We start from the raw sequence: 23,574 nt of genomic DNA, 5'->3' as shown, positions 1-23,574 counted from the left end.
GCCCTCCCGAGCCGGCGTCACGGGCGTGGCAGGCCTGCCACGAACCGCTCCGCCGTACCGGGCGCGCCCGCCCAGTGCACATGCAGATACGACGCGTGGACCCCGCCCGACGCGAAGCCCTCGACGCGGCGCTCCGGGGCGGTGAACCCCCACGCGGGCGTGTCGCCCGCACCCGGCTCGATCACCGTGCGGTGGAACTCGTGACCGCGCACCCGCGTCCCCGCAGCGGCCAGCGGATTGTCCGCGATCGCCACGGCCTCGCGATAACCGAGGGTCAGGCGCTCCGACATCCGCGCCTCGGCCGGCAGCACCCCGCACATCGGCTTCCCGTCGAGGGACCGGGAGAGATACAGCAGTCCCGCGCACTCGGCGGCCACCGGCGCCCCGCTCGCCGCCAGGTCGGCCACGGCCTTGCGCAGCGGCTCGTTCGCGGACAGCTCCGGGGCGTACATCTCGGGGAAGCCGCCGCCGATGACGAGGCCGGCGGTGCCGGGGGGCAGCTTCTCGTCCCGGAGCGGGTCGAAGGTCACGACGTCCGCGCCCGCGGCGGTGAGCAGCTCCGTGTGTTCCGCGTACGAGAAGGTGAACGCGGCCCCGCCCGCCACGGCGACGACGGGGCGCGGGCCGCTCGGCTGCCCGCCGTCGGGCGGGCACGACGCCGTCGGGTCCCAGGCCTGCGCCGTCAGCGCGGGCGCGCTGCGCGCCAGCGCCAACAGGGCTTCCAGGTCGCAGCCCTCGCGGACCCGGTCCGCCTGGGCGGCCACCGCGTCGAGGGCCTCGGTGCTGCGCTCGGCGACCGGCACCAGGCCCAGGTGGCGGCTCGGCGTGTGCACGGCCGGGGCGCGCCGCAGCGCGCCCAGCACCGGGACGCCGGACTCGTCCAGCGCCTCCCGCAACAACCGCTCGTGGCGGTCCGAGCCGACCTTGTTGAGGATCACGCCCGCGACCCGCACCTCCGGGTCCCAGGACGCGAAGCCGTGCACCAGCGCCGCCACCGAACGCGACTGCGACGACGCGTCGACGACCAGCACCACCGGCGCCCGCAGCAGCTTCGCCACATGGGCCGTCGACGCCAGCTCGCCCTGGCCGCTGGCACCGTCGAACAGGCCCATCACGCCCTCGACCACCGCGAGATCGCAGCCCGCCGCCCCGTGCAGGAACAGCGGCTCCACCTGCCGGGGACCGCACATATAGGCGTCCAGATTGCGGCCCGGGCGGCCCGTCGCGAGCGTGTGATAGCCGGGGTCGATGTAGTCCGGGCCGACCTTGTGCGGGGACACCGCCAGCCCGGCGTCCGCGAAGGCCCGCATCAGCCCGGTGGCGACGGTCGTCTTCCCGCTGCCGGAGGCCGGGGCGGCGATGACCAGACGGGGGATGCGCGTACTCACCACTCGATGCCCCGCTGGCCCTTCTGACCGGCGTCCATCGGGTGCTTGACCTTCGACATGTCGGTCACCAGATCCGCGAAGTCCACCAGCGCCTGCGGGGCGTTGCGACCCGTGATCACGACGTGCTGCGTGCCGGGGCGGTCGCGCAGCACCGAGATCACCTCGTCCGTGTCGATCCACCCCCAGTGCATCGGGTACGCGAACTCGTCCAGCACGTACAGCTTGTACTTCTCCGCCGCCAGGTCCCGCTTGACCTGCTCCCAGCCCTCGCGGGCCTTGTCCTCGTTGCTGAGCTCGCCCTCCTTGGCGTCGCGCTGGATCCACGACCAGCCCTCGCCCATCTTGTGCCAGTCGACGCTCCCGCCCTCGCCCGAGGCGCCGAGCACCCGCAGCGCGTTCTCCTCGCCGACCTTCCACTTCGCCGACTTCACGAACTGGAACACCCCGACGGGCCAGCCCTGGTTCCACGCCCGCAGCGCCAGCCCGAACGCGGCCGTCGACTTGCCCTTGCCGATGCCGGTGTGGACGAAGACCAACGGCCGGTTGCGGCGCTGACGTGTGGTGAGCCCGTCGTCGGGTACGACACTCGGCTGTCCCTGTGGCATTACGCGGCCCTCCTGGAGTTCGTGTTCGTTACGGTCCTGACCAGCGCGGAGACGCTGTCCGCGCGCAGCTCGTCGAGGGTCACGACCGGTCCGCGCAGCTCGCGGCCCAGCTCGCCCGCCAGCCCGAGCCGCACCGGCCCCGACTCGCAGTCGACGACCACCGACGCCGTGCCCTCGCCCGCCAGCATCCGTGCCGCCCGCGTCGCCCGGACCAGCGGCTCGGGGCCGCCCGTGGCCCGCCCGTCGGTCACCACGACCAGCAGCGGCCGCCGCGACGGGTCCCGCAGCCGCTCCAGCCGCAGCACCTCGTGCGCCTGGAGCAGCCCGGCCGCCAGCGGGGTGCGGCCACCGGTCGGCAGCTTCTCCAGCCGCGCCGCGCCCGCCTCCACCGACGACGTCGGCGGCAGCGCCACCGCCGCGCCCGACCCCCGGAAGGTGATCATGCCGATCTTGTCGCGGCGCTGGTACGCGTCGAGCAGCAGCGACAGCACCGCGCCCTTGACCGCGCCCATCCGCTTACGGGCCGCCATCGAACCGGAGGCGTCCACGACGAACAGCACGAGATTGCCCTCGCGGCCCTCGCGCACCGCCTCCCGCAGATCGTCCCGGCGCACCACCAGGCCCGGCCCCGAACGGCCGCGCGCCCGCTGATGCGGGGCCGCGGCCTGCACGGTCGCCGCCAGGTGCAGCTTGGACAGGGCGCCCCGCGGGCGGCGCGCCCCCGTGGTCCGGCCGTGCGCGGTGCGCGCCCGGGAGCGGCGCCCGTCGGCGCCCTCGCCGAGCCCGGGCACGTCGAGCTTGCGCGTCCGGAACGGCTCGGCGGCCCCCACGACGGCACTCTCGCCGCCCTCGGCCCGACCGGTCCGGTCGTTCTGGTCGCTGTGACCGGCTGCCGGGTCCGGCTGGGTGCTCGGAGTGCCCTCGGGGGCGGCCGACGGCTCGCCGGGGGAGTCGTCCCGCGTGGGCTCCTCCCGCTGTTCCGGGACGTCCGGTGTGCCCTGCTGCCCGTCCTCGGGACTCTCACCGCCGCCGGGACCGCCGTCCGGGCCGTCGTCGGGGCCGCCGTCCGGGTCCTCCGGCTCGGGCTCCGGCTCGTCCTCCTCGAACTGCCGGAGGATCTCGTCCAGCCGGTCCTCGTCCAGCCCCGGCGCGTCGAAGGGATTGCGCCGGCGCCGGTGCGGCAGCGCCAGCAGCGCTGCCTGCCGGACGTCCTCGGCGGTCACGTCCGTGCGCCCCGCCCAGGCGGCGAGCGCCGTCGCCGTCCGCGCGGTCACGATGTCCGCGCGCATGCCGTCGACCTCGAACCCGGCGCACACCGCGGCGATCCGGCGCAGCGCGCCGTCACCCAGCCGCACGCCCGGCAGCAGCGCGCGGGCGGCGGCGATCCGCTCGCGCAGCGCGTCCTCCTCGGCGGCCCACTTGGCGGCGAACGCCGCCGGGTCCTCGTCGTAGGCGAGCCTGCGGCGCACGACCTCGACCCGCTCGTCGGTCTCCCGCGAGGCCGCGACCTCGACGGTCAGCCCGAAGCGGTCCAGCAACTGCGGCCGCAGCTCGCCCTCCTCGGGGTTCATCGTCCCGACGAGCAGGAAACGGGCCGCGTGACGGACGGAGACACCCTCGCGCTCGACGTAGGAGGAGCCCATGGCGGCGGCGTCCAACAGCAGGTCGACCAGGTGGTCGTGGAGGAGATTGACCTCGTCGACGTACAGCACGCCGCGGTGCGCGTCGGCCAGCAGGCCCGGCTCGAAGGCCTTCACGCCCTCCGACAGGGCCCGTTCGATGTCGAGCGCGCCCACGAGCCGGTCCTCGGAGGCACCGACCGGCAGTTCGACCATCCTGGCGGCGCGCGCGCCACCGGCCGCGCGGTCGCCGTCGGCGTGCGGGCCGTCGGGGCAGGCGGGATCGGGCAGGGCGGGGTCGCAGGAGAAGCGGCAGCCGGTGACGACGTCGACGGCGGGCATCAGCGCCGCGATGCCGCGCACCATCGTGCTCTTGGCGGTCCCCTTCTCGCCCCGGACGAGCACACCGCCGATCGACGGCGAGATCGCGTTGAGCAGCAGACCCAACCGCATGTCGTCCATTCCGACGACCGCGGTGAACGGGTAGGTGGCCGAGGCCATCAGCGGGTACCCCCTTCAAGGGCTTCAAAGGAACGACTCTGGTCGGGCGCCTCGGCGGCGGCGGTCTCCGGCGTGGTGTCCGCCGCGCCGTCCGAGGGTTGTGCGGGGACGGCCGGCTTCCCGTCCGCGGGGGCGTCGGCGGGGTGCGCGGGCGCACCGGGCGGGACGAACGGCAGCCCGGCCGGCACCCCCTGCTCGATCAGCCGCAGCAGCGCGTCCGTGTCCGCGTGCCGCTCGATCAGATCACCGAGCCGGTCCAGCTGTTCCTCGCGCAGGGCCGCGAAACTGGTGTCCGGCGCCGGGACGAAGGACCGGCCCGCCGCGTCCGCCACGCGCCGCAGGAACGCCCGGCGGAAGCCGTCGCTCTCCAGCGAACCGTGCCAGTGCGTACCCCAGACCGAACCCACCCGGCAGCCGTCCAGGCCGCGGCCATGGCCGTCGGAGACGAACGCTTCGTCCCCGCCGGTCACCTCCGCGACGCCGTGGTGGATCTCGTAGCCCTCCACGCGCTCGCCGAGCGCCTCGCCGACCGGGCGCTCCAGCGTCTTCTCCCGGGCGAACCGCACCCGCACCGGCAGCAGCCCGAGGCCCTCGACCGTGCCGGCCCGGGACTCCACGTCGTCCTCGATGCGCTCGCCCAGCAGCTGGTAGCCGCCGCAGATGCCCAGCACCGGCCGCCCCTCGGCGGCGCGCCGCTTCAGCGCGTCCGCGAGCCCGCGCTCCCGCAGCCAGGCCAGGGCCTTCACCGTCCCCCGGGTGCCCGGCACGATGACCAGGTCCGCGTCGGCCAGCTCTTCCGGGCGGTCCACGAAGCGCACGATCACGCCCGGCTCCGCGGCCAGCGCGTCGACGTCCGTGAAGTTCGACATCAGCGGCACCGCGCACACCGCGACGCGCAGCACGTCCGCGCCGTGCGGCGGGGCCACCACCGACTCGCGCACCGCGCCGCGCATCGAGACCCGCAGACCGTCTTCCTCGTCGATGCCGAGGCCGTGCGCGAACGGCAGCACGCCCACGGTCGGCCGGCCGGTGAGGTCCCGCAGCATCTCAAGGCCCGGCTCCAGGAGCGTCACATCGCCCCGGAACTTGTTGACCATGTACCCCGCGATGTGCGCCTGGTCCTCGCGGGACAGCAGCGCCGTCGTACCGAAGAAGGACGCGAAGACCCCGCCCCGGTCGATGTCGCCGACCACGACGACCGGCAGCCGGGCCGCCCGGGCGATGCCCATGTTGACGATGTCCGTGCGGCGCAGATTGATCTCGGCGGGACTGCCGGCGCCCTCACAGATCACCGCGTCGTGCGTACGCCGCAGCTCCTCCAGACACTCCGTCACCGTCCCGAGCAGCGCCTCCCGCCGCCCGCCGTACAGGGAAGCACCCGACGACCCCTCAGGCGCCCCGGGCCCCCCGAAGTACCCGCGCGCGCTGAGTTCGCCCACCGGCTTGCCCAGCAGCACCACCTGGCTGCTGCGGTCACTGCCGGGCTTGAGGAGCACGGGGTTCATCAGGGCGCTGGGCTCGACGCGGGCGGCGGCGGCCTGCATGGCCTGCGCCCGGCCGATCTCGGCGCCCTCGCGCGTCACGAACGAGTTCAGCGACATGTTCTGCGCCTTGAAGGGCGCGACCTTGACGCCCTTGCGGACCAGCCACCGGCAGATCCCGGCCGTGACCACGCTCTTGCCCGCGTCCGAGGTGGTCCCGGCCACCAGCAGGCCCCCGCCCAGCGGGCCCGTGGGCCCGCTCCTGTCCGCTGTCACCGGTTCCTCCTGTGCTGCGTGGGAGCTATGACCCGTTGTGTGATCCGTAGTGCCGTCCGTACCGTCCGTACGGGCCGGGCGGCCGCCGGAAGTCTGCCCAGGGCGCGCCCGGTCGGCGCACCGCTCGTGGAGCGCGTCGCGGCCCGCGCGCCGGTGACGGCGTACCGCCCGGCGATCGCGACCCCGAGGGCCAGCAGCGACACCCGGCGCGAGAGCCGTACCGCGCGCTCGATGTCGGCCGCCCGGACCGGGCGCAGCTCCGCGCCCAGGACGGGACGGTGTTCGACGCGGCCCGCGTAGGCGAGGGTGCCGCCCAGCCGGACGCCGAGCGCACCGGCGAAGGCGGCCTCGACGGGGCCCGCGTTGGGGCTCGGGTGCCGGGCGGCGTCGCGCCGGGCCACCCGCCAGGCGCCGCGCGGGTCGGGGCCGGCCAGGACGGCGAGGGCGGCGGTGAGCCGGGCGCCGGGCCAGCCGACGACGTCGTCGAGACGGGCCGAGGCCCAGCCGAACCGCCGGTAGCGCGCGGACTTGTGGCCGACCATCGCGTCCAGGGTGTTGACCGCGCGGAAGCCGACGAGCCCGGGCACACCGCCCAGGGCGCCCCAGACGAGGGCGCCCACGACGGCGTCGGAGGTGTTCTCGGCGACGGACTCGACGACCGCCCGCGCGATCTGCTGCGCGTCCAGCGACTGCGGGTCACGGCCGCACAGATGCGGCAGCCGCTCCCGGGCGACGTCCAGGTCCCCCGCGGCCAGGGCACCGCCGACGGCCCGGGCCTCCCGGCCCAGGGAGGTGCCGCCGAGCACGGCCCAGGTGGCGGCGGCGGTCAGCGCGATGTGCGCGCGGGGGGAGTTCCGTACGGCACGGGTCAGCAGAGCGGCGCCCGCGGCGCTGCCGCCCGCGCACACCAGGGTGTGCAGGGCGCCGTAGCCGCGGTGGTCACGCCACAGCCGTCGCTCGACGCCTTGCGCGGCGCGCCCGAAGGCGGCCACGGGGTGGCCGCGGCGGGGATCGCCCACGAGGAGGTCGCCGAGGAAGCCGAGCGCGGCACCGGACGCGAAACCGACGTGATCGGCACGCATCGGATCAGACCGCCGTCACGCCTCGGAGGGGTGCACGGAAGACGGAAGGAGGGGGTGTGGGGCGGCAGCCGGGCATCGCGATGTGTCCTCACTCAGGGTCCGCGCCCTGGTTCGACGTGACCGGCGACCAGAGTCTCCTGGCTCCCGGATCGGCGCCGCCCCCGGTCTTCCAGCTCGCGTCGGCGAGCCGTGACCCCTATGGACCCACGGGGTGGGGGAGCGCTCCCCGGTGACAGTGGCGGGACCGCGCCGGACTCGCACCGGCTTCCTCTTGCTGTCGCCGTTTGGCCCCGGAAGTCCACCACGGCCCGGGAACGGCCGTCAACTCACGTTTGACCTGCGGCCATGGCCGCCCCGGGCCGTGGGTGGACCGTCGTCGGCGGACGATCAGGCGACGATGAGGTAGATGCCGTACCCGACAGCCGCCGCGCACAGCGCGAAGCAGGCGTACGCGCCGGTGCGCGCCACCGTGGTCGGCGCCGTGGTGGCCGCCGCCGCGCCGGCGGCGCCGTCCCCCGCGCCCTGGGGCTTGCGGGACGTGCCGACGATGCCGAGGGTGAAGACGCCCACCATCGCGACGGTGACGACGAGGCTGACGCCGAAGACCTGGCCGAGAGATGCCCAGTCGATGTTCATTAGCGTTCTTCCTTAAGGCTGGCTGGTCCGGCGTCAGCCGGTCGCGGCGGCCGGGGTGCGCTCGGGCTCGCGGGGAGCCGAGGCGGCCCGGTCCGGGAGGAGCCCGGCCGGCGGCGGGGCGACGGCCTGGAGGGCGGCGGTGACGACACCGGCGGGCTCGGCGTGCTGGCCGTCGAGCTCGTTGACGTTGTCGTGGGTCACGGGCTTGCGGCGCGAGGCCAGCCAGATCGCGCCACAGGCGGCGACGGCGAGCACGGCGACGGTGGCGACGCCCCAGTCGCCCCGGTCGGCGAGGAGGGCGGCACCGGCGCCGACGAGGCCGGCGGCCGGGAGGGTCAGGCCCCAGGCGGCGATCATGCGGCCGGCGGTGGACCAGCGCACCACGCCGCCCTTGCGGCCCTTGCCCGCACCCATGACGGCGCCGGAGCAGACCTGGGTGGTGGAGAGCGCGAAGCCGATGTGGGAGGAGGCCAGGATGGTGACGGCGGCGCCGGTCTGGGCGGCGAAGCCCTGCGGCGGCTGGATGTCGGCGAGGCCCTTGCCCAGGGTGCGGATGATGCGCCAGCCGCCGAGGTAGGTGCCGAGCGCGATGGCGATGCCGGCGGAGGCGATGACCCACATCGGCGGGTCGGCGTCCGCGCCCAGCGCGCCGCCGGAGATCAGGGCGAGGGTGATGATGCCCATGGTCTTCTGGGCGTCGTTGGTGCCGTGGGCGAGGGAGACCAGGGCGGCCGAGGCGATCTGCCCGGCGCGGTAGCCCTTGGCGCTGGCCTCGGGGTCGGTGTCGCGCGCCAGGCGGTAGGTCAGCCGGGTCGCGAGCACGGTCGCCAGGCCGGCCACGACCGGGGCGACGACGGCGGGGATGAGGACCTTCATGACGACGGCGTCACCGTGGACGGCGTCCGTGCCCACCGAGGCGATGGTCGCGCCGATCAGGCCGCCGAACAGCGCGTGCGAGGAGCTGGAGGGAAGGCCCGCGAGCCAGGTGAGCAGGTTCCAGACGATCGCGCCGACCAGTCCGGCGAAGATGATCTCCGGCCGGATGCCTGATTCGTCGACGATGCCCTTGGAGATCGTCGCCGCGACCTCCACGGACAGGAACGCGCCGACGAGATTCAGCACGGCCGACATGGCCACCGCGGTCTTGGGCTTGAGCGCCCCGGTGGAGATGGTGGTGGCCATGGCGTTGGCCGTGTCGTGGAAGCCGTTCGTGAAGTCGAACACCAAGGCCGTGACGATCACGATCCCGATGAGAAGCGTGATGTTTTCCATTCACCCAGGCAATCAGCTCGATGGTCAGGTACGCGGCGACCGTAGGGACCCTGGGTGAACGGAAGGTGAACTGGAACGGACCGAGCAGTGACGCCAACCGGAGGCGGATAACGATGACAGCGACCGAAGACCGGATAGCCGACCCCGGGGAGATCCCGCGGACATGGGCGGACGTGGTCACCACGGCCCGTCGCACCACCTCGGAGGGGCTGGTGGTGGGCACCTCCGGCAACGTCTCCGCACGGGTCGGCGATGTTGTTCTTGTCACTCCCTCAGGGGTCCCCTACGACCGGCTCGGCCCCGGCGACGCCGTCGGCGTCGACCTCGACGGCCGACAAGTCCTCGGCGAGCTGACCCCCACCAGCGAGCTGCCCATGCACCTCGCCGTCTACCGTGCCACCGACGCCCGGGCGATCGTGCACACCCACGCCGTCCACGCCACCGCCGTCTCCACCCTCGTCGACGAGCTGCCGCTGGTCCACTACATGGCGGCGGCCCTCGGCGGCCCGGTCCGGGTCGCCCCCTACGCCCTCTACGGCACCGAGGAACTGGCCGGCCACCTCCTGGCCGCCCTCGACGGACGCACCGGTGCCCTGCTGCGCAACCACGGCACGGTCACCTACGGCAGCACCCTCGACCAGGCGTACGACCGCACGGCCCAGCTGGAATGGATGTGCCGCCTCTGGCTGACCGCCGCCACCGTTCCCGGCCACACCCCGACGCTGCTGACCGGAGCCCAGGTCGCCGAGGTCGCCGGCAAACTCCGCGGCTACGGACAGCGCTGACCCCCGCCCCGGCGCCCACGGCGGCCCGAAGCCGCCCACTGGCCGGGGGCGCCGGGGCCCCACACACTGGAAGGGATGCGCCCGCGTACAGCGGCGGCCCCTCTCCTGACGGCCGCCACGACCGTACTCGGTGCCGGAGCGGCCGCCCTGGCGGCCGGACGGTACGCGAGCGACGCCGCCCTCAAGCCCGCCCCGGGCCGCCCGCCGCCCGGCGAACCACAGCTGACGGTGCACGCCACCGGGGACGGCACGGTCACCCTCACCCGCAGCCTCGCCAGCGAGCGCCCCGGTACGTACGGACTGGTCGCGCGCGGCCTGCACGCCGTCGTCGGCCCCGTCGTCGGGGAGGAGCACCCCGCCGACTGCGTCGTACGCCGCCTGGAGCGCGTCACCCATGGCATGGTGCTGCCGGGCACGCGCGCGTGGCTCACGCCGCAGGTCTACTCCGGCAACCCGCGCGACGCCCTCGGCCTCGACCACGCCGACGTCGAGGTGCCCGGCGAGCTCGGGCCGCTGCCCGCCTGGTTCGTGCCCGGCCCCCGCGACACCTGGGTGATCACCGTGCACGGCATCGGCACCACCCGCGAGCACCCCATGGTCGTCATGCCCTTCCTGCGCGCCCTGCGGGTCCCCGTCCTGGACGTCGCCTACCGGGGCGACCCCGGCGCCCCCCGCCCGAGGGACGGAATCAGCCGTTTCGGCGCCGCGGAATGGCGTGATCTCGACGCGGCCATCCGCTACGCCCTCCGCTACGGCGCGCGCCGCGTCGTCCTGCACGGCTGGTCCACCGGCGCCACCATGGCCCTGCTCGCCGCCCTGGACTCCGCGCTGTGCCACCGCGTCGTGGGCCTCGTCATGGACTCGCCCGTCCTCGACTGGCCCCTGCTGCTGCGCTCCTTCGCCGCCACCCGGGTCCCCGCCGCGCTGCTCCCGCTCGCCGTACGGGCCGCCGAGGGCCGCACGGGACTGGCCCCGGGCGGACTGATCACCGCCACCGACCCCGCCCGGCTGACCGTCCCGGCCCTGCTCGTGCACGGCCCCGGCGACACCCTGGCGCCCTGGGAGCACTCCCGGGCGCTCATCGCGCGCCGGCCGGAACTGATCCACCCGCACACCGTCCCGCACGCCCCGCACGCCGCGATGTGGAACGCGAACCCCGTGCGCTACGAAGAGGCACTGCGCCGCTTCCTGACCCCCTTGCTCTGACTTGCTCTGCCTTGTTCTGACCGAAAACGAGGGACGGGAGGGCGTCGAGAGGCCCCCGTGACGTCCCCTACGACCGGACGCGAAGATTCCGTACCGCCGGTTACCGGCCCTGAACGGCCGGATAGTTGATCCCGATTGGGTTTTCGGAGCGTCAACGGCAAGACTGCTCCTGTGACGTCCCGTACTCCGCGCGACTCCCGGCTCAGACTGGTCCCCCGACAGCCGATCGCCGCTGCCCGCCGGGCCGTGGCGAATCGCGGCTCCCGACCGGCGCCCCGCCCGCCCGCGGGCACCCCGGCGCCGACGGAACTCGCCCGGCAGGCCAGAGGCGGCCTGACCGGTGCCGTCCGGCTGGCCCGCTGGGTGGCCGCCGAATGCGGCCGCGGCACCTCGCTGCGGCCCGGCGAGGCCGGCGGGCTCTGCGACGACACGGCCGGGCGGGCCGCCGACGCGCTCGGGCTCACCGACCGGCAGGTGCGGGCCGACTGGGACCGGGCCCGCCTCGCCGGGCTCGTCGAGCTCCACGGCGACACCGCCCGCCCCGGCTGGCGGCTGCAGGCCTGGGACCGGGACGACAGCGCCGTGCTGCGCGGCTGGGTCGCCCTCTTCGACGCCTGGTCCCTCGCCCACCCGGAACCCGCCGGGACGGACCCGACCATCGCCGCCGAGGTCGTCGAGGCCGCCCCGCAGCTGCTGTCCGTCATGCACCTCTCGGCGGGCCCGGTCTCCGTCGCGATGCTCCTCGACATCCTCCAGCAGCGCGTCGCCGAGATCCGCGCCGAGCGCTGCGAGGTCCCCTACGGCAACCCCGCCGTGCCCTGGCCGCAGCCCGCACCGCCCGCACCGGGCGAGGGGGACCCGCTGGCCGGGCTGCTCGACTGGGCCCTCGAAGGGCTCGCCTCGGTCGGGGCACTGGTCATGCGGGACGGGCAGGACGCGCCACCCGCGGCCCGCGGCGACACCCGCGAAGCCCTCCTGACCCCCCTCGGCAACTGGGCGGTCTGGGTCAAGCTCGAGCGGATCTGCGTCGCCGCCCAGAGCCCCGCCGGGAACATCGAGCTGTCGGCGGAGGCCATGCTGCGCGGCTGCGCCGACCTCACCCCCGGCCCCGCCCGCGCCGAATACCGGGCCTGGCTCGCCGCGCGGCCCGTGCGCAGCGCCGTCCACGATCTGCTGGAGGCGGCCCGCGGCGACGACGCGCTGGTCCGCGGGCTCGCCTTCGAGGCGCTGCGCGCGGTGGGCGCGCCCGCCGAGCCCGCCGTGCGTGCGGCGGCCCTGGAGCCGTGCGTGCGGCCGTACGCACTGCTGTGGCTCGCCGAGCACGAGGGGCACGACCCGGAGGAAGCGGCCGCCGAGGTCCTCACCCGGGAGGAGGCGACCTGGCTGTGGGTGGACACCGCCGCCGCCGTCGCCGATCACGGCGAGAGCCGGCTGCTCGTGCGCCACCTGGACTCGGCCGTGCAGGGCACCGTGCCGGGCCTCCTGGACGAGATCCGCGCCGTGGGCCACCCCCGCACCGTCCAGGTACTCGTCGCCCTCGCCGCGGCCCACCCGGACCCGGCCCTCGCCAAGGCGGTACGCCGAGCCGCGTTCCAGGTCCACCGGGGCGGGGCGTAGGCCTGTCCGGCGGATCTTCAAACGCCGGACGGGTTTGATGTGGCTGAGCTCAGCCGAATCAAGCCTGTCCGGCGTTTGAGGACGCGCCCGCAGGGCGCCCGCCGCCGCAGGCGGCAGGACGGCCCGCAGGCGGTAGGGCGCCCCCTAGCCACCCGCGCCGAACGGCGCATACGTCCCGAAGCTCCAGACGTTCCCCTCGGCATCCTTGGCCAGATAGTCGGCCAGATAGTCCCGGGACCCGTAGTCCTGGTCCGTGGGCGGCATCAGGATCTCCGCACCGTGCTCGACGGCCCGGCGGTGGTGGGCGTCGGTGTCCTCGACGAGCACATAGACGCCGGTCGGCCCGCCCTCCGCCATCGCCTCGGCGAACACGCCCTTGCGGCCCTTGGAGCCGAGCATCACCATGCCGTTGCCGTAGGTGAGCTCGGCGTGCAGCACGGTGCCGTCCTCGCTCTCGTAGACGGCGGCCGCGGTGAAGCCGAACGCCTCGGTGAGCTGCTTGATCGCCGCCTTCGCGTCCCGGTACAGCAGCGTCGGGTAGAGGGTCGGCGGGCCCGTGGGGGCACTTGCCATGACGATCACTCCTCGGGTGTCGCGGTGACCGGGTGACCGGTCCGCGGTGACCGGGGGCCCGGTCGTCGCGGGGCCGTCCACCCCGAGTATCGATGAATCACCCCATATCCGCCCCTTTCGTCGCCCGCCCGCGGACGGCCCCCGCCCGGGCGCCGTAGAAATCCGGCTTGCGCGACACCGCTAGACTGGTCGTATGGCTTTCCTCCTCGTGCATTAGACGGCGTCATCGCGACCCAGCCCGTCCCCACCGCCGTCCCATCTGCCCTGGAGTAGTCCCCCGTGATCACCGCCTCTGGCATCGAGCTGCGCGCCGGCGCACGCATCCTCATCGAGAACGCCTCGTTCCGCATCGCCAAGGGCGACCGCATCGGCCTCGTCGGCCGCAACGGCGCGGGCAAGACCACCCTCACCAAGTGCCTCGCGGGTGAGGGCGTCCCCGCCGCCGGCACCATCGCCCGTTCCGGCGACGTCGGCTACCTCCCGCAGGACCCCCGCACCGGTGACCTCGACGTCCTCGCCCGCGACCGCATCCTCTCGGCGCGTGAGCTGGACTCGGTCCTGCGCAAGATGCGGGAGAACGAGGAGCGGATGGCGAACGGCAAGGGCGCCACCCGCGACAAGGCGATGAAGAAGTACGAGCGCCTGGAGACGGAGTTCCTGACCAAGGGCGGGTACGCCGCCGAGGCGGAGGCCGCGACCATCGCCGCCGCGCTCGGACTGCCCGACCGGGTGCTCGGCCAGCCGCTGCACACCCTCTCCGGTGGTCAGCGCCGCCGCGTCGAGCTGGCCCGGATCCTCTTCTCGGACGCCGACACCCTGCTCCTCGACGAGCCGACCAACCACCTCGACGCCGACTCCATCGTCTGGCTGCGCGACTACCTCAAGACCTACCGCGGTGGCTTCATCGTCATCTCCCACGACGTCGACCTCGTCGAGACCGTCGTCAACAAGGTCTTCTACCTGGACGCGAACCGCTCGCAGATCGACATCTACAACATGGGCTGGAAGCTCTACCAGCAGCAGCGCGAGGCCGACGAGAAGCGCCGCAAGCGCGAGCGCCAGAACGCCGAGAAGAAGGCCGCGGCCCTCAATTCGCAGGCCGACAAGATGCGCGCCAAGGCCACCAAGACCGTCGCCGCGCAGAACATGGCCCGGCGCGCCGAGCGGCTGCTGTCCGGCCTGGAGGCGGTACGGGTCTCGGACAAGGTCGCCAAGCTGCGCTTCCCCGAGCCCGCGCCCTGCGGCAAGACCCCGCTGATGGCGGAGGGCCTCTCCAAGTCCTACGGCTCGCTGGAGATCTTCACCGACGTCGACCTGGCCATCGACAAGGGCTCCCGCGTCGTCATCCTCGGCCTCAACGGCGCCGGCAAGACCACCCTGCTGCGCCTGCTCGCCCGCGCCGAGAAGCCCGACACCGGGCAGGTCATCGAGGGCCACGGCCTGAAGATGGGCTACTACGCCCAGGAGCACGAGACGCTCGACCCCGAGCGCACGGTCCTGGAGAACATGCGTTCGTCCGCGCCGGACCTGGACCTCGTCGAGGTCCGCAAGACGCTCGGTTCGTTCCTCTTCTCCGGCGACGACGTCGACAAGCCGGCCGGTGTGCTCTCCGGTGGCGAGAAGACCCGTCTCGCGCTGGCAACCCTGGTCGTCTCCTCCGCCAACGTGCTGCTCCTGGACGAGCCCACCAACAACCTCGACCCCGCCAGCCGCGAGGAGATCCTCGGCGCCCTGCGCACCTACAAGGGCGCGGTCATCCTCGTCACCCACGACGAAGGGGCCGTCGAGGCCCTCGAGCCCGAGCGGATCATCCTGCTGCCGGACGGCGTCGAGGACCTGTGGGGCCCGGACTACCGCGACCTGGTCGCGCTGGCCTGATCCACTGCGTATGGATCATTCGGCCGACACGTGATCCTTCATCTGAGTGAGTAGGGCTCGTACCACCATGGCGCCCGGCACTCCGGCGCACGCGCTGCCCCGGGTGTCGGGCGCCGTTCGCGCCGGTGGTGACGAGGCCCCTTCTGACCTGCCTCTTCGCCGCACCACCCGTACGGTCGTACGGGTGCGGATGTTCGGAATCAGCCGCTCCGAGGCCCTTCAGCGCTGGAAATCGCGCAAACCTCCTGCCATCGACCTTGCCGAATGGGTGGCCAGGAGGCCGCCTAGGGGTGATCATGAGAGACAAGAGCGCATCTCCCATGAGGAGGCACGGGTGGCCGAGACTCTGAAGAAGGGCAGCCGGGTAACCGGCGCCGCGCGCGAAAAGCTCGCGGCAGACCTGAAGAAGAAGTACGACTCCGGTGCGAGTATCAGGGCGCTGGCCGAAGAGACCGGTCGCTCCTACGGCTTCGTCCACCGGATGCTCAGCGAATCCGGCGTGATCCTGCGAGGTCGCGGCGGAGCGACGCGCGGCAAGAAGGCCGCCTCGGCCTGACGTCGCGCACCATGGGGCACCGTCGTTGTGGGCAGTGCCACCCGGTCGGTCGAGCAGTCGACCGGGTGGTTACTGTGCAGTCAACTTAACTGTGACTGCGGCTGGTTCGGAGGCCCCCATGACTGCCCCCAAGACTCTGCTCGACCAAGACGGCGTACAGCTCACCGTCGATGACGCGGTAGCCACCGTCACGCTCGCCAACCCCGCCAAGCGCAACGCCCAGTCGCCCGCGCTGTGGCGGGCACTGGCCGAGGCGGGACGGCTGCTGCCGGGCAGCGTGCGGGTCGTGGTCCTCCGCGGTGAGGGCAAGTCCTTCTCCGCGGGCCTCGACCGGCAGGCCTTCACGCCCGAGGGATTCGACGGTGAGCCGTCGTTCCTGGACCTGGCGCGCGGCTCGGACGAGGCGCTGGACGCCGAGATCGCCACCTACCAGGAGGCTTTCACCTGGTGGCGGCGGAACGACATCGTCTCCATCGCGGCCGTGCAGGGCCATGCGATCGGTGCGGGCTTCCAGCTCGCCCTCGCCTGTGACCTGCGGATCTGTGCGGACGACGCGCAGTTCGCGATGCGTGAGACCAGCCTGGGCCTGGTGCCCGACCTCACCGGCACGCACCCGCTGCTGTCGCTGGTCGGCTACGCCCGCGCGCTGGAGATCTGCGCCACGGGCCGCTTCGTGCACGCCGAGGAGGCCGAGCGCACGGGCCTCGCCAACCTGGTCGTCCCGGCCGCCGAACTCGACGCTGCCGCCCAGGACCTGGCCGCGGCCCTCCTCGCCGCCCCGCGTGACGCGGTCGTCGAGACCAAGGCCCTTCTGCGCGACGCCGCCGGCCGCGGCTACGACGACCAGCGCACGGCGGAGCGGGCGGCCCAGGCCCGTCGGCTGCGTGACCTGGCGGGCCTGGGGGAGTAGGGACAGGCGTCAGCGTGCCGTTCCCCCGACCGGGTCGACGGCCGTCACCACGACGGCGACCGTGACCGGGCCCGGGGCGCCGTCGGCCGTCGCCACGGCGACGGCCTCGCGGACCGCCGCGGTGACGTCGAGGGCGCACCTGCCCTCCGTCACCGCGATCTGCACCTGCGTATGACGGCCCGGCTCCTCGTCCGTACGGTCCCGGACCCGCACCGCCTGGGCCGGGCCGCCGAGCACCGGTGCGAGCCGGGCCACGCCCGGCACGGCCCGCACCACCCGGGCGACGGGGCTGTCGGCGTCCGTACCGGGCTCCGCGTCGGCCGGGCGCTCCGGCGCCGCCACGGCCCCGGCGCTCCCGACGGCCTCCGGGCCGTCGAGCAGCGCCGTCGCCCGGAGATCCACCGCGTCGAGGTCCAGCCCGAGCGTCTCCACCCCCGCCGACCACAGGGCACCGCGCAGCCGGCCCGCCACGGCCGGCAGCGGCTCGTCCACCGTGGCCGCGAAGTCCGCCGTCAGGCGCAGCGGCCCCGCCGGGAGGGCGCTCGGCGGGGCCGGGACCGTCGCGGGCACCGCTGTGGCCGGATCGGCGAGCGCGAGCCGGACCGTGCCGAGCCGGACCCCCGGCAGTGCGGCCGAGGCGGCCCGGCGCAGGGCGCCCACCGCCGCGTACTCCGTGATCCAGGCGCCGTCCGCCGCGCCGCCGAGCGGCAGCAGCCTGCCGAGCCCGAGTTGCTGCCGTACCGCCTGTGTCAACCCGTCCGCGGCCACCGTCACTCCCGAAGTCCGTCGTCAGCGGGACCAGCCTGCCGTACGGACGGGCCGGCGGCCGGGTGAGCCACCCGAATGGCGGGCTCGTGCCGCCCGTTCACCTCTTCGCCGGAGCGGTCCCGGCCGACCGCGCTTAGGGTGGCAAGTGGACCGGCGAACGTTTTTCCTTCCCCGCGGGAAAGAGGCGATTGACGATGACCGACACCGCACAGCGCAACCGGCCGGAGGGCTCGGGCGGCCCCGGTGGCTCGGCCAAGGAGCCCAAGGCCGCACCGGCCGACCGCGGCCGGACGACCATCGCCGACGGCGTCGTGGAGAAGATCGCGGGACTCGCGGCCCGTGACGTGGTCGGCGTCCACGCGATGGGCAGCGGCATCTCCCGCACCTTCGGTGCCGTACGCGACCGGGTGCCCGGCGGCGCCAAGTCCGTCAGCCGCGGGGTGAAGGCCGAGGTCGGCGAGGTCCAGACGGCGCTCGATCTGGAGATCGTCGTGGATTACGGCTTCGCCATCGCGGATGTGGCCCGCTCCGTGCGGGAAAACGTCATCGCGGCGGTGGAGCGCATGACCGGCCTGGAGGTCGTCGAGGTCAACATCGCCGTGAGCGATGTCAAGCTGCCGGACGAAGAAGAGGACGAGCCGGAGCCGAGGCTCCAGTAGGGAGCGGACGATGAACATGGCCGTGGTCGGCCTGATCGCCGGCATGGGACTGGGCTTCGCCGGGTACTTCGGCGGTTTCGGTGCGTTTTTGCTGGTGGCGGCCTTGGGCGCCATCGGGTTCGTGGCAGGCCGGTTCCTGGACGGGGATCTGGAGCCGGGCGACCTCTTCCGGACGAGGGACCGTGAGGGACGACGGTAGTGGAGCGTTCGGCGCGGCGAGGGGTGCGGTGAGGACGCGTGGTGGAACCGGCTGAGCGCGGTGCGACCCACATCGCCGACCGGGTGGTCGCGAAGATCGCCTCCCAGGCCGCACGGGAGGCGCTGAGCGCCGAGGCGGCGGACGCCCACGCGCCCCCGCACGCGTCGGTGGTCGTCCGCGACGACTCCGCCCGCGTGCGGGTCTTCGTGGAGCTGGGCTACCCCTCCGACATCGGCGCCCAGTGCGGCGCGGTACGCCGCCGGGTCGTCGAGCGGGTGCGGGGGCTGGTGGGCATGGAGGTCCCGGAGGTGGCGGTCACGGTGGAGCGGCTGCACTCGCCGCAGACGCTGGGCGCGGGCGCGGAGCGGGTCCGATGAGCGGCCCGGAGCCGGGTGGCGGCCCCCCGACGCTGGAGAAGAGCGCCGCCGAGGGCGACGGGGCGGCCGCCGCGCAGGCCCCCGACGACGGTGGCCGCGCCGGGCGCTTCTGGTCGGCGCGCAGACTGCCCGCCGCCCTCGTCGCGCTCGTCGTGGTGGGCGGCGCCGGGGTGCTCCTCTACGACGTGGCGGCGGTCCGGACGGGCCGCCCCGCCATGGGCTGGCGCCGGCGCCTCGCGCGCGAGCTGGCCACCCGCCCCCTCGACGACCCCCGGGTGATCTGGCTCGCGGCCGCCGCCGTGCTGCTCGGTCTGTGGCTGCTCGTCCTCGCCGTGACACCGGGCCTGCGCGGGGTGCTGCCGATGCGGCGCGACACCCCCGACGTACGGGCCGGCATCGACCGGCGGGCGGCCGCGCTGGTGCTCCGCGACCGGGTCATGGAGGTCTCCGGCGTACAGTCCGTACGGGTCGACGTCGGCCGGCACCGGATCAGGACCCGGGCGCTGTCCCACTTCAGGGACCTGGAGGAGGTGCGGGCGGACGTGGACACGGTACTGGCCGACGGGGTACGGGAGTTGGGGCTCGCCCGGCACCCGCGGCTGTCGGTCCGGGTGAGCCGCCCGGTGAAGAAATGAGCGCGCGATGCTGAGGACCGTCAACCGGGTGCTCGTGGGACTGGCGGGCGTGGTGCTGCTGGGGCTCGGCGCCGCCGTGCTGATCGGCGCCCTGGACCTGCAACGGCACGTCACCCTGCCGTCCGCATGGCCCTTCGACGGGCCGCGCGATGTGCTGCTCGCCCGTGCCGACCGCCGAAAGTGGCGGTCGGAGGGCTGGTGGTGGCCGGTGGTCATCGCCGCCCTCGCCCTCGCCGTGCTGCTCGCCCTGTGGTGGCTGCTCGCACAGCCGCGGCGGCGCCGGCTGCGGGAGGTGCTCGTCGACAGCGGTGACGGAGAGGGCGCGCTCGTCCGCGGCCACGCCCTGGAGAGCGTGCTGGCCGCCGAGGCGCAGTCGCTGGACGGGGTCGACCGGGCGCACGTCACCTTGAGCGGGAGCCGTACGGCACCCGAGGCCCGCGTGGGTCTGACCCTGGCACCGCACGCCGCCCCCGCCTCCGCCCTGCACCGGCTGTACACCGAGGCCCTGACCCACGCCCGGGTCTCCGCGGGCCTGGTCCGGCTTCCGGCGGAGGTCCGGCTCCGGGCGGTCCGGCACCGCGCGGAGCGGGTCGGCTGAGGCGAAGGGGACCTCCACCGCCCGAGCCCCGGCTCAGTCGTTACGGATGTCGGGCCGCTCGCACCCCTCCGCGCCGAGGAGCAGCGCGCTCGTCACCAGACCGATGTGACTGAACGCCTGCGGGTAGTTGCCGAGCTGCCGCCGGGCCACGGGGTCGTACTCCTCGGAGAGCAGACCGAGATCGCTGCGCAGGCTCAGCAGCCGTTCGAACAGGCGCCGGGCCTCCTTCCGCCGGCCGGTCAGATACAGGGCGTCGACCAGCCAGAAGGAACAGACGAGGAAGGTCCCCTCATTGCCCGGCAACCCGTCGACGGGCTTGCCGTCGATGGTGTAGCGCCGGACGAGCCCTTCGTGGGTCAGGTCCCGGCGGATCGCGTCGACCGTGCCGACGACGCGGGGATCGTCGGGCGGCAGGAAGCCGACGCGGGGGATGAGGAGGGTGGCCGCGTCGAGCTCGGAGGATCCGTAGGACTGGGTGAAGGTGCCGCGCTCGGGGTCGTAGCCTTTCTCGCAGACCTCGCGGTGGACCTCGTCCCGCATCTGCCGCATCCGGGTGAGGTCGCCCTTGAGCTTCGGGTCGTGCTCCAGGATGCGCACGGCCCGGTCGGCGGCGACCCAGGCCATCACTTTGGAGTGGACGAAGTGCCGGCGCGGGCCGCGCACCTCCCAGATCCCTTCGTCGGGCTCGCGCCAGTGCTTCATGAGGAACTCCATGAACACCCGCAGGACGCTCCACGCGTGCGGCTTGGCGTTGAGCCCGCCCCGGCGGGCGACGTAGAGGGAGTCGATGACCTCGCCGTAGACGTCGAGCTGGAGCTGGTTGACGGCGCTGTTGCCGACCCGTACCGGGGCGGACCGCTCGTAGCCCGACAGCCACGGCAGCTCCGTCTCGGGCAGCCGGCGCTCGCCCGCGACGCCGTACATGATCTGGAGGTCGGCGGGGTCCCCGGCGACCGTGCGCAGCAGCCAGTCGCGCCACGCGGCGGCCTCCTCGAGATAGCCGACCGAGAGCAGCGCGCCGAGGGTGAGGGTGGAGTCGCGCAGCCAGCAGTAGCGGTAGTCCCAGTTGCGGACGCCGCCGATGTCCTCGGGCAGGGAAGTGGTGGGGGCCGCGACGATGCCGCCGGTGGGCCCGTAGGTGAGGGCCTTGAGAGTGATCAGCGAACGCATCACCGCGTCCTGGTACGGGCCCTGGTAGCGGCACCGGCAGGCCCACTCGCGCCAGTCCTCCAGGCTGTGCCGCAGGGACTCGTGCGGGTCGATGAGATCGGGGCGGGCCTCGTGCGAGGGGTGCCAGGTCAGCACGAAGGCGACCGTGTCCCCGGCGTCGACGGTGAACTCGGAACGGGTGCTGAAGCCCTTGCCGAAGGTCCGCACGGGCGGTTCGCTGCGCAGCCACGCCGAGTCGGGCCCGGCGACGGCGACCCGGTGACCGTCGGCCCGGCGGACCCAGGGGACGACATTGCCGTAGTCGAAGCGCAGCCGCAGCACGCCCAGCATGTCGACGGAACCGCTGACGCCCTCGACGATGCGGACGATGTCGGGGGCGCGGTGGCGCTGGGGCATGAAGTCGGTGACCTTGACGGTGCCGGTCTCCGTCTCCCAGACGGTCTCCAGGATCAGGGAGTCCTCGAGATAGGCACGCCGGGTGCACGGCCCGGCGCCCCGGGGGGCCAGCCGCCAGTGGCCGTTCTCCTCGTCGCCCAGGAGCGCGGCGAAGCAGGCGGGCGAGTCGAAGCGGGGCAGGCAGAGCCAGTCGATGGATCCGTCGCGACCGACCAGGGCGGCGGTCTGGAGATCGCCGATGAGCGCGTAGTCCTCGATGAGTGGTGCCACGCGAAGCGTCTTCCCTGATCACGGGGGACCTACTCCGGGGCTACTCCGCGAGGGAGGCGGGATCCGAGAGACAGGCCCTAGGCGACGGCGGCGGCCTCGGCGCTGGGCCCGTCGGCCGCCTTGGCGGCCTCGGCGGCGCGGTCGCGTCGCTCGCGGCGGACGAGGATGAACCAGCCGACGGGCACGAAGCCGGAGAACAGCCACCACTGGACGGCGTAGGCCATGTGCGGGCCGATCTCGCTGTGGTCCGGGGCCGGGACGGGCTTCGGCTGCCCCTTGGCGACGGGCCCCACGAGTTCTACGTAGCCGCCGAGGAACGGCCGGTGCTGCGCCTTGGCCCGCTGCTCGCTGCTGATCAGCATGACCTGGCGGTCCGGCAGGCCCTCGGTGTCCTTGATGCCGCTGCCGGTGTTCTCGTCGGCGCGCAGCCGGCCGACGACCGAGACCTTGCCCTTCGGCGCCGGGGGGATGTGCGGGAGCTTCGTCAGATCGCCGTTGGCGGGGATCCAGCCGCGGTTGACGAGGAGGGCCGGACCGCTGTCCGGCACCAGCGGGGTGAGGACGAAATAGCCCTGGTTGCCGTCGGAGTCGGTACGCAGCCGGACGACGACCTCGCCCTTGGTGTCGTACGTACCGCTCGCGGTGATCCGACGCCAGACGTCGTCGTGCGGCACGGGGCGGCCGGGTGCAGCGAGCCGGGTGACGGGGACGGGGTCGGCGGCGAGGCTCTGGGCGACCTGGTCGTTCCGGGCGACCCGGTGCTCATGGCGGTGGTACTGCCAGAAGCCCAGCTTGATCATCACCGGGATCAGGGCGAGCCCCACGAGCGTGAGGATCACCCATTGCCGGGACAACAGGAAGCGATACACACATTTGACGGTACCTGGCGTGGTTCGCCCCCCGGTCATCGGGTGCCGCCGCCGTGCCGTCCGGCCTCGCGCGCCGTGACCGGGGTCCGCCGTCGCCCGACAGGTGCTAGGAGCCGCCGGACGTACCGGGGGCCGGGGTGACGTGCAACAGCAGCTGCATGAACGCCGCCTCGTCGATCACCGGGGTGCCGAACGAACGGGCCTTGGTGGTCTTCGACGTGGGGGAGTCGGGGTCGTTGGTGACCAGCAGGCTGGTGAGGCGGGAGACGCTCGTGGCGATGTGCAGCCCGGCGTCGATGGCACGGTCCTCCAGCAGCTCGCGGTCGATCGAGGTGTCACCGGAGAACGCCACCCGCATGCCCTGAATGAGCTGTTCGCCCGGTTCGTAACGTCCTGGGTTGGGGTACGGGCACGCGGGCCGCTTACGGCTCGCCCGCCAGGTCGACTGCCGGTAGGACGGCTGATAGCCGACGGTGGCCGGGCGCGCGGGCCCGTCGGACCACTCGGTCAGCGGCTGGCAGGCCAGCAGCGGCAGCCGCAGCCCGGCCTGTGCCGCCAGCCGCAGGCTGGGCCGGAACGCCTCCGCGAGCACCCGCGCGTCGTCCAGCGCGTGGTGCGCGCGCTGCTGCACGACGCCGTAGTGCGCGGCGAGCGACTCCAGCTTGTGGTTGGGCAGCGGCAGCCGCAGCTCCTTGGAGAGCGCGATGGTGCACAGCCGTTGACGCACGGGCGCGGTCGCCCGCGCGCGGGCGAACTCACGGGCGAGCATCGACCAGTCGAAGGCCGCGTTGTGCGCGACGAGGACCCGGCCGTCGAGCCGCGCGGCCAGCTCGCCGGCGATCTCCGGGAAGAGTGGCGCACCGGAGAGGACTTCGGTGGTGAGGCCGTGGATCCACACCGGCCCGGGATCGCGCTCGGGATTGACCAGCGTGTACCACTGGTCCTCGACCTGGCCTCTGGCGTCCAGCTGATAGACGGCGGCCGACACTATCCGGTCGTCCCGGGCGAGCCCGGTGGTCTCCACGTCGACGACCGCGTATCCGTCGGGATACGCGGTCGGCCACGGGGTCGGCGATTCGGCGGCGGCGCGGTCTTCGAGCATGGTCACAGAGAATACGGGCCCGCACTGACAGCGCGGGCCCGGCCCCGGACCCGTAAAGTCCCCGCCGATGTGACGTGTTCCACTCCGTTCGAGGTCGGGTCGGAGCCGGGCCGGGGCCGGCCGGGGCCCGTCCCCTGCGCCTCCGT

23 protein-coding genes and 1 riboswitch are annotated in these 23,574 nt (G+C 73.9%); of the genes, 11 read left to right on the top strand and 12 right to left on the bottom strand.

Going from position 1 to position 23,574, the window contains the following annotated elements:
* Window positions 1-17: 17 nt before the first annotated feature.
* The 7 genes from JO379_RS08340 to JO379_RS08310 all read right to left on the bottom strand — a co-directional run bounded on the left by JO379_RS08340 (window position 18) and on the right by JO379_RS08310 (window position 8,860).
* Window positions 18-1,391 carry a cobyrinic acid a,c-diamide synthase CobB gene (locus JO379_RS08340; protein ID WP_209514472.1) on the bottom strand — a complete coding sequence of 458 codons (1,374 nt, stop codon included), beginning with the start codon at window positions 1,389-1,391 and terminating at the stop codon, window positions 18-20.
* Window positions 1,385-1,993 (bottom strand): cob(I)yrinic acid a,c-diamide adenosyltransferase, encoded by a 609-nt coding sequence (cobO, locus tag JO379_RS08335; protein ID WP_130877167.1) that lies wholly within the window; start codon window positions 1,991-1,993, stop codon window positions 1,385-1,387. The genes JO379_RS08340 and cobO overlap by 7 nt, the downstream gene beginning before the upstream one ends.
* Window positions 1,993-4,113, bottom strand: a complete 2,121-nt coding sequence (locus JO379_RS08330) for a putative cobaltochelatase (protein ID WP_130877166.1) — start codon at window positions 4,111-4,113, stop codon at window positions 1,993-1,995. Before JO379_RS08330 ends, cobO begins: the two co-directional genes overlap by 1 nt.
* Complete coding sequence (locus tag JO379_RS08325) at window positions 4,113-5,837, bottom strand: cobyric acid synthase (RefSeq protein WP_209518590.1); 1,725 nt, start codon at window positions 5,835-5,837, stop codon at window positions 4,113-4,115. The genes JO379_RS08330 and JO379_RS08325 overlap by 1 nt, the downstream gene beginning before the upstream one ends.
* A 29-nt stretch (window positions 5,838-5,866) precedes the next feature.
* Window positions 5,867-6,952: a cobalamin biosynthesis protein gene (locus tag JO379_RS08320; protein WP_130877165.1), complete on the bottom strand. Its 1,086-nt coding sequence runs from the start codon at window positions 6,950-6,952 to the stop codon at window positions 5,867-5,869.
* A 131-nt stretch (window positions 6,953-7,083) separates the two neighbouring features.
* Window positions 7,084-7,222, bottom strand: a riboswitch (cobalamin riboswitch).
* A gap of 117 nt (window positions 7,223-7,339) precedes the next feature.
* A complete protein-coding gene (locus tag JO379_RS08315) occupies window positions 7,340-7,588 on the bottom strand; it encodes a hypothetical protein (protein ID WP_209514471.1) in 249 nt (82 codons plus the stop codon).
* Window positions 7,589-7,621: 33 nt separating this feature from the next.
* Complete coding sequence (locus JO379_RS08310) at window positions 7,622-8,860, bottom strand: inorganic phosphate transporter (protein WP_130877163.1); 1,239 nt, start codon at window positions 8,858-8,860, stop codon at window positions 7,622-7,624.
* A gap of 113 nt (window positions 8,861-8,973) precedes the next feature.
* Between JO379_RS08310 and JO379_RS08305 the strand changes: the two genes are divergently transcribed.
* The 3 genes from JO379_RS08305 to JO379_RS08295 all read left to right on the top strand — a co-directional run bounded on the left by JO379_RS08305 (window position 8,974) and on the right by JO379_RS08295 (window position 12,468).
* Window positions 8,974-9,645: a class II aldolase/adducin family protein gene (locus JO379_RS08305; RefSeq protein WP_209514470.1), complete on the top strand. Its 672-nt coding sequence runs from the start codon at window positions 8,974-8,976 to the stop codon at window positions 9,643-9,645.
* Between the two features lie 75 nt (window positions 9,646-9,720).
* Window positions 9,721-10,851 carry an alpha/beta hydrolase family protein gene (locus JO379_RS08300; RefSeq protein WP_209514469.1) on the top strand — a complete coding sequence of 377 codons (1,131 nt, stop codon included), beginning with the start codon at window positions 9,721-9,723 and terminating at the stop codon, window positions 10,849-10,851.
* 171 nt (window positions 10,852-11,022) lie between these two features.
* Window positions 11,023-12,468: a hypothetical protein gene (locus JO379_RS08295; protein WP_130877160.1), complete on the top strand. Its 1,446-nt coding sequence runs from the start codon at window positions 11,023-11,025 to the stop codon at window positions 12,466-12,468.
* Window positions 12,469-12,612: 144 nt separating this feature from the next.
* Here the strand turns inward: JO379_RS08295 and JO379_RS08290 are convergent, their stop codons facing one another.
* Entirely contained in the window at window positions 12,613-13,041 is a 429-nt protein-coding gene (locus JO379_RS08290; RefSeq protein WP_209514468.1) for a VOC family protein, read from the bottom strand.
* Between the two features lie 279 nt (window positions 13,042-13,320).
* On the opposite strand from JO379_RS08290, the gene JO379_RS08285 reads away from it, so the two are divergent.
* From JO379_RS08285 to JO379_RS08275, 3 genes are all read left to right on the top strand, one after another.
* The gene (locus JO379_RS08285; RefSeq protein WP_130877158.1) at window positions 13,321-14,919 is read left to right on the top strand and encodes an ABC-F family ATP-binding cassette domain-containing protein; all 1,599 of its coding nucleotides are present in this window, start codon (window positions 13,321-13,323) and stop codon (window positions 14,917-14,919) included.
* A gap of 334 nt (window positions 14,920-15,253) precedes the next feature.
* Window positions 15,254-15,475 (top strand): helix-turn-helix domain-containing protein, encoded by a 222-nt coding sequence (locus JO379_RS08280; RefSeq protein ID WP_030366669.1) that lies wholly within the window; start codon window positions 15,254-15,256, stop codon window positions 15,473-15,475.
* A gap of 118 nt (window positions 15,476-15,593) precedes the next feature.
* Window positions 15,594-16,385 (top strand): enoyl-CoA hydratase/isomerase family protein, encoded by a 792-nt coding sequence (locus JO379_RS08275; protein ID WP_130877157.1) that lies wholly within the window; start codon window positions 15,594-15,596, stop codon window positions 16,383-16,385.
* A gap of 9 nt (window positions 16,386-16,394) precedes the next feature.
* On the opposite strand, the gene JO379_RS08270 is transcribed toward JO379_RS08275, so the two are convergent.
* Entirely contained in the window at window positions 16,395-17,159 is a 765-nt protein-coding gene (locus JO379_RS08270; protein WP_307841926.1) for a hypothetical protein, read from the bottom strand.
* Window positions 17,160-17,347: 188 nt separating this feature from the next.
* Here JO379_RS08270 and JO379_RS08265 point away from each other — a divergent pair, with 188 nt between their 5' ends.
* From JO379_RS08265 to amaP, 5 genes are read left to right on the top strand one after another with little or no spacing between them, the layout of a single operon-like run.
* Window positions 17,348-17,812, top strand: a complete 465-nt coding sequence (locus JO379_RS08265; protein ID WP_130877156.1) for an Asp23/Gls24 family envelope stress response protein — start codon at window positions 17,348-17,350, stop codon at window positions 17,810-17,812.
* Window positions 17,813-17,822: 10 nt separating this feature from the next.
* Window positions 17,823-18,011 (top strand): hypothetical protein, encoded by a 189-nt coding sequence (locus JO379_RS08260; protein WP_130877155.1) that lies wholly within the window; start codon window positions 17,823-17,825, stop codon window positions 18,009-18,011.
* 41 nt (window positions 18,012-18,052) lie between these two features.
* Entirely contained in the window at window positions 18,053-18,388 is a 336-nt protein-coding gene (locus JO379_RS08255; RefSeq protein ID WP_130877807.1) for an Asp23/Gls24 family envelope stress response protein, read from the top strand.
* Window positions 18,385-19,023, top strand: a complete 639-nt coding sequence (locus JO379_RS08250) for a DUF6286 domain-containing protein (RefSeq protein ID WP_209514466.1) — start codon at window positions 18,385-18,387, stop codon at window positions 19,021-19,023. Before JO379_RS08255 ends, JO379_RS08250 begins: the two co-directional genes overlap by 4 nt.
* A 7-nt stretch (window positions 19,024-19,030) precedes the next feature.
* Window positions 19,031-19,621 (top strand): alkaline shock response membrane anchor protein AmaP, encoded by a 591-nt coding sequence (gene amaP, locus JO379_RS08245; protein ID WP_209514464.1) that lies wholly within the window; start codon window positions 19,031-19,033, stop codon window positions 19,619-19,621.
* Between the two features lie 33 nt (window positions 19,622-19,654).
* Here amaP and JO379_RS08240 read toward each other — a convergent pair whose 3' ends face one another.
* The 3 genes from JO379_RS08240 to JO379_RS08230 form a co-directional block, all read right to left on the bottom strand.
* Window positions 19,655-21,457: a glycoside hydrolase family 15 protein gene (locus tag JO379_RS08240; RefSeq protein ID WP_209514463.1), complete on the bottom strand. Its 1,803-nt coding sequence runs from the start codon at window positions 21,455-21,457 to the stop codon at window positions 19,655-19,657.
* A 77-nt stretch (window positions 21,458-21,534) separates the two neighbouring features.
* Entirely contained in the window at window positions 21,535-22,326 is a 792-nt protein-coding gene (locus tag JO379_RS08235) for an SURF1 family cytochrome oxidase biogenesis protein (RefSeq protein ID WP_130877151.1), read from the bottom strand.
* Window positions 22,327-22,432: 106 nt separating this feature from the next.
* The gene (locus JO379_RS08230) at window positions 22,433-23,428 is read right to left on the bottom strand and encodes a DEDDh family exonuclease (protein WP_207303871.1); all 996 of its coding nucleotides are present in this window, start codon (window positions 23,426-23,428) and stop codon (window positions 22,433-22,435) included.
* Window positions 23,429-23,574 lie beyond the last annotated feature (146 nt).

Origin of the sequence: Streptomyces syringium, assembly GCF_017876625.1 — a bacterium.
In the GTDB taxonomy this organism is placed as follows: Bacteria; Actinomycetota; Actinomycetes; order Streptomycetales; family Streptomycetaceae; genus Streptomyces; species Streptomyces syringius.
Note: the sequence above shows the minus strand (reverse complement) of the source record. Positions and strands in the feature narration are given on the sequence as shown.

Excerpts from the sequence above, each read along its gene's own strand:
- cobO (WP_130877167.1), bottom strand. The coding sequence starts at position 1,993 with ATGCCACAGGGACAGCCGAGTGTCGTACCCGACGACGGGCTCACCACA.
- JO379_RS08330 (WP_130877166.1), bottom strand. The coding sequence starts at position 4,113 with ATGGCCTCGGCCACCTACCCGTTCACCGCGGTCGTCGGAATGGACGAC.
- JO379_RS08320 (WP_130877165.1), bottom strand. The coding sequence starts at position 6,952 with ATGCGTGCCGATCACGTCGGTTTCGCGTCCGGTGCCGCGCTCGGCTTC.
- JO379_RS08315 (WP_209514471.1), bottom strand. The coding sequence starts at position 7,588 with ATGAACATCGACTGGGCATCTCTCGGCCAGGTCTTCGGCGTCAGCCTC.
- JO379_RS08310 (WP_130877163.1), bottom strand. The coding sequence starts at position 8,860 with ATGGAAAACATCACGCTTCTCATCGGGATCGTGATCGTCACGGCCTTG.
- JO379_RS08305 (WP_209514470.1), top strand. The coding sequence starts at position 8,974 with ATGACAGCGACCGAAGACCGGATAGCCGACCCCGGGGAGATCCCGCGG.
- JO379_RS08300 (WP_209514469.1), top strand. The coding sequence starts at position 9,721 with ATGCGCCCGCGTACAGCGGCGGCCCCTCTCCTGACGGCCGCCACGACC.
- JO379_RS08290 (WP_209514468.1), bottom strand. The coding sequence starts at position 13,041 with ATGGCAAGTGCCCCCACGGGCCCGCCGACCCTCTACCCGACGCTGCTG.
- JO379_RS08275 (WP_130877157.1), top strand. The coding sequence starts at position 15,594 with ATGACTGCCCCCAAGACTCTGCTCGACCAAGACGGCGTACAGCTCACC.
- JO379_RS08265 (WP_130877156.1), top strand. The coding sequence starts at position 17,348 with ATGACCGACACCGCACAGCGCAACCGGCCGGAGGGCTCGGGCGGCCCC.
- JO379_RS08260 (WP_130877155.1), top strand. The coding sequence starts at position 17,823 with ATGAACATGGCCGTGGTCGGCCTGATCGCCGGCATGGGACTGGGCTTC.
- JO379_RS08250 (WP_209514466.1), top strand. The coding sequence starts at position 18,385 with ATGAGCGGCCCGGAGCCGGGTGGCGGCCCCCCGACGCTGGAGAAGAGC.
- amaP (WP_209514464.1), top strand. The coding sequence starts at position 19,031 with ATGCTGAGGACCGTCAACCGGGTGCTCGTGGGACTGGCGGGCGTGGTG.
- JO379_RS08230 (WP_207303871.1), bottom strand. The coding sequence starts at position 23,428 with ATGCTCGAAGACCGCGCCGCCGCCGAATCGCCGACCCCGTGGCCGACC.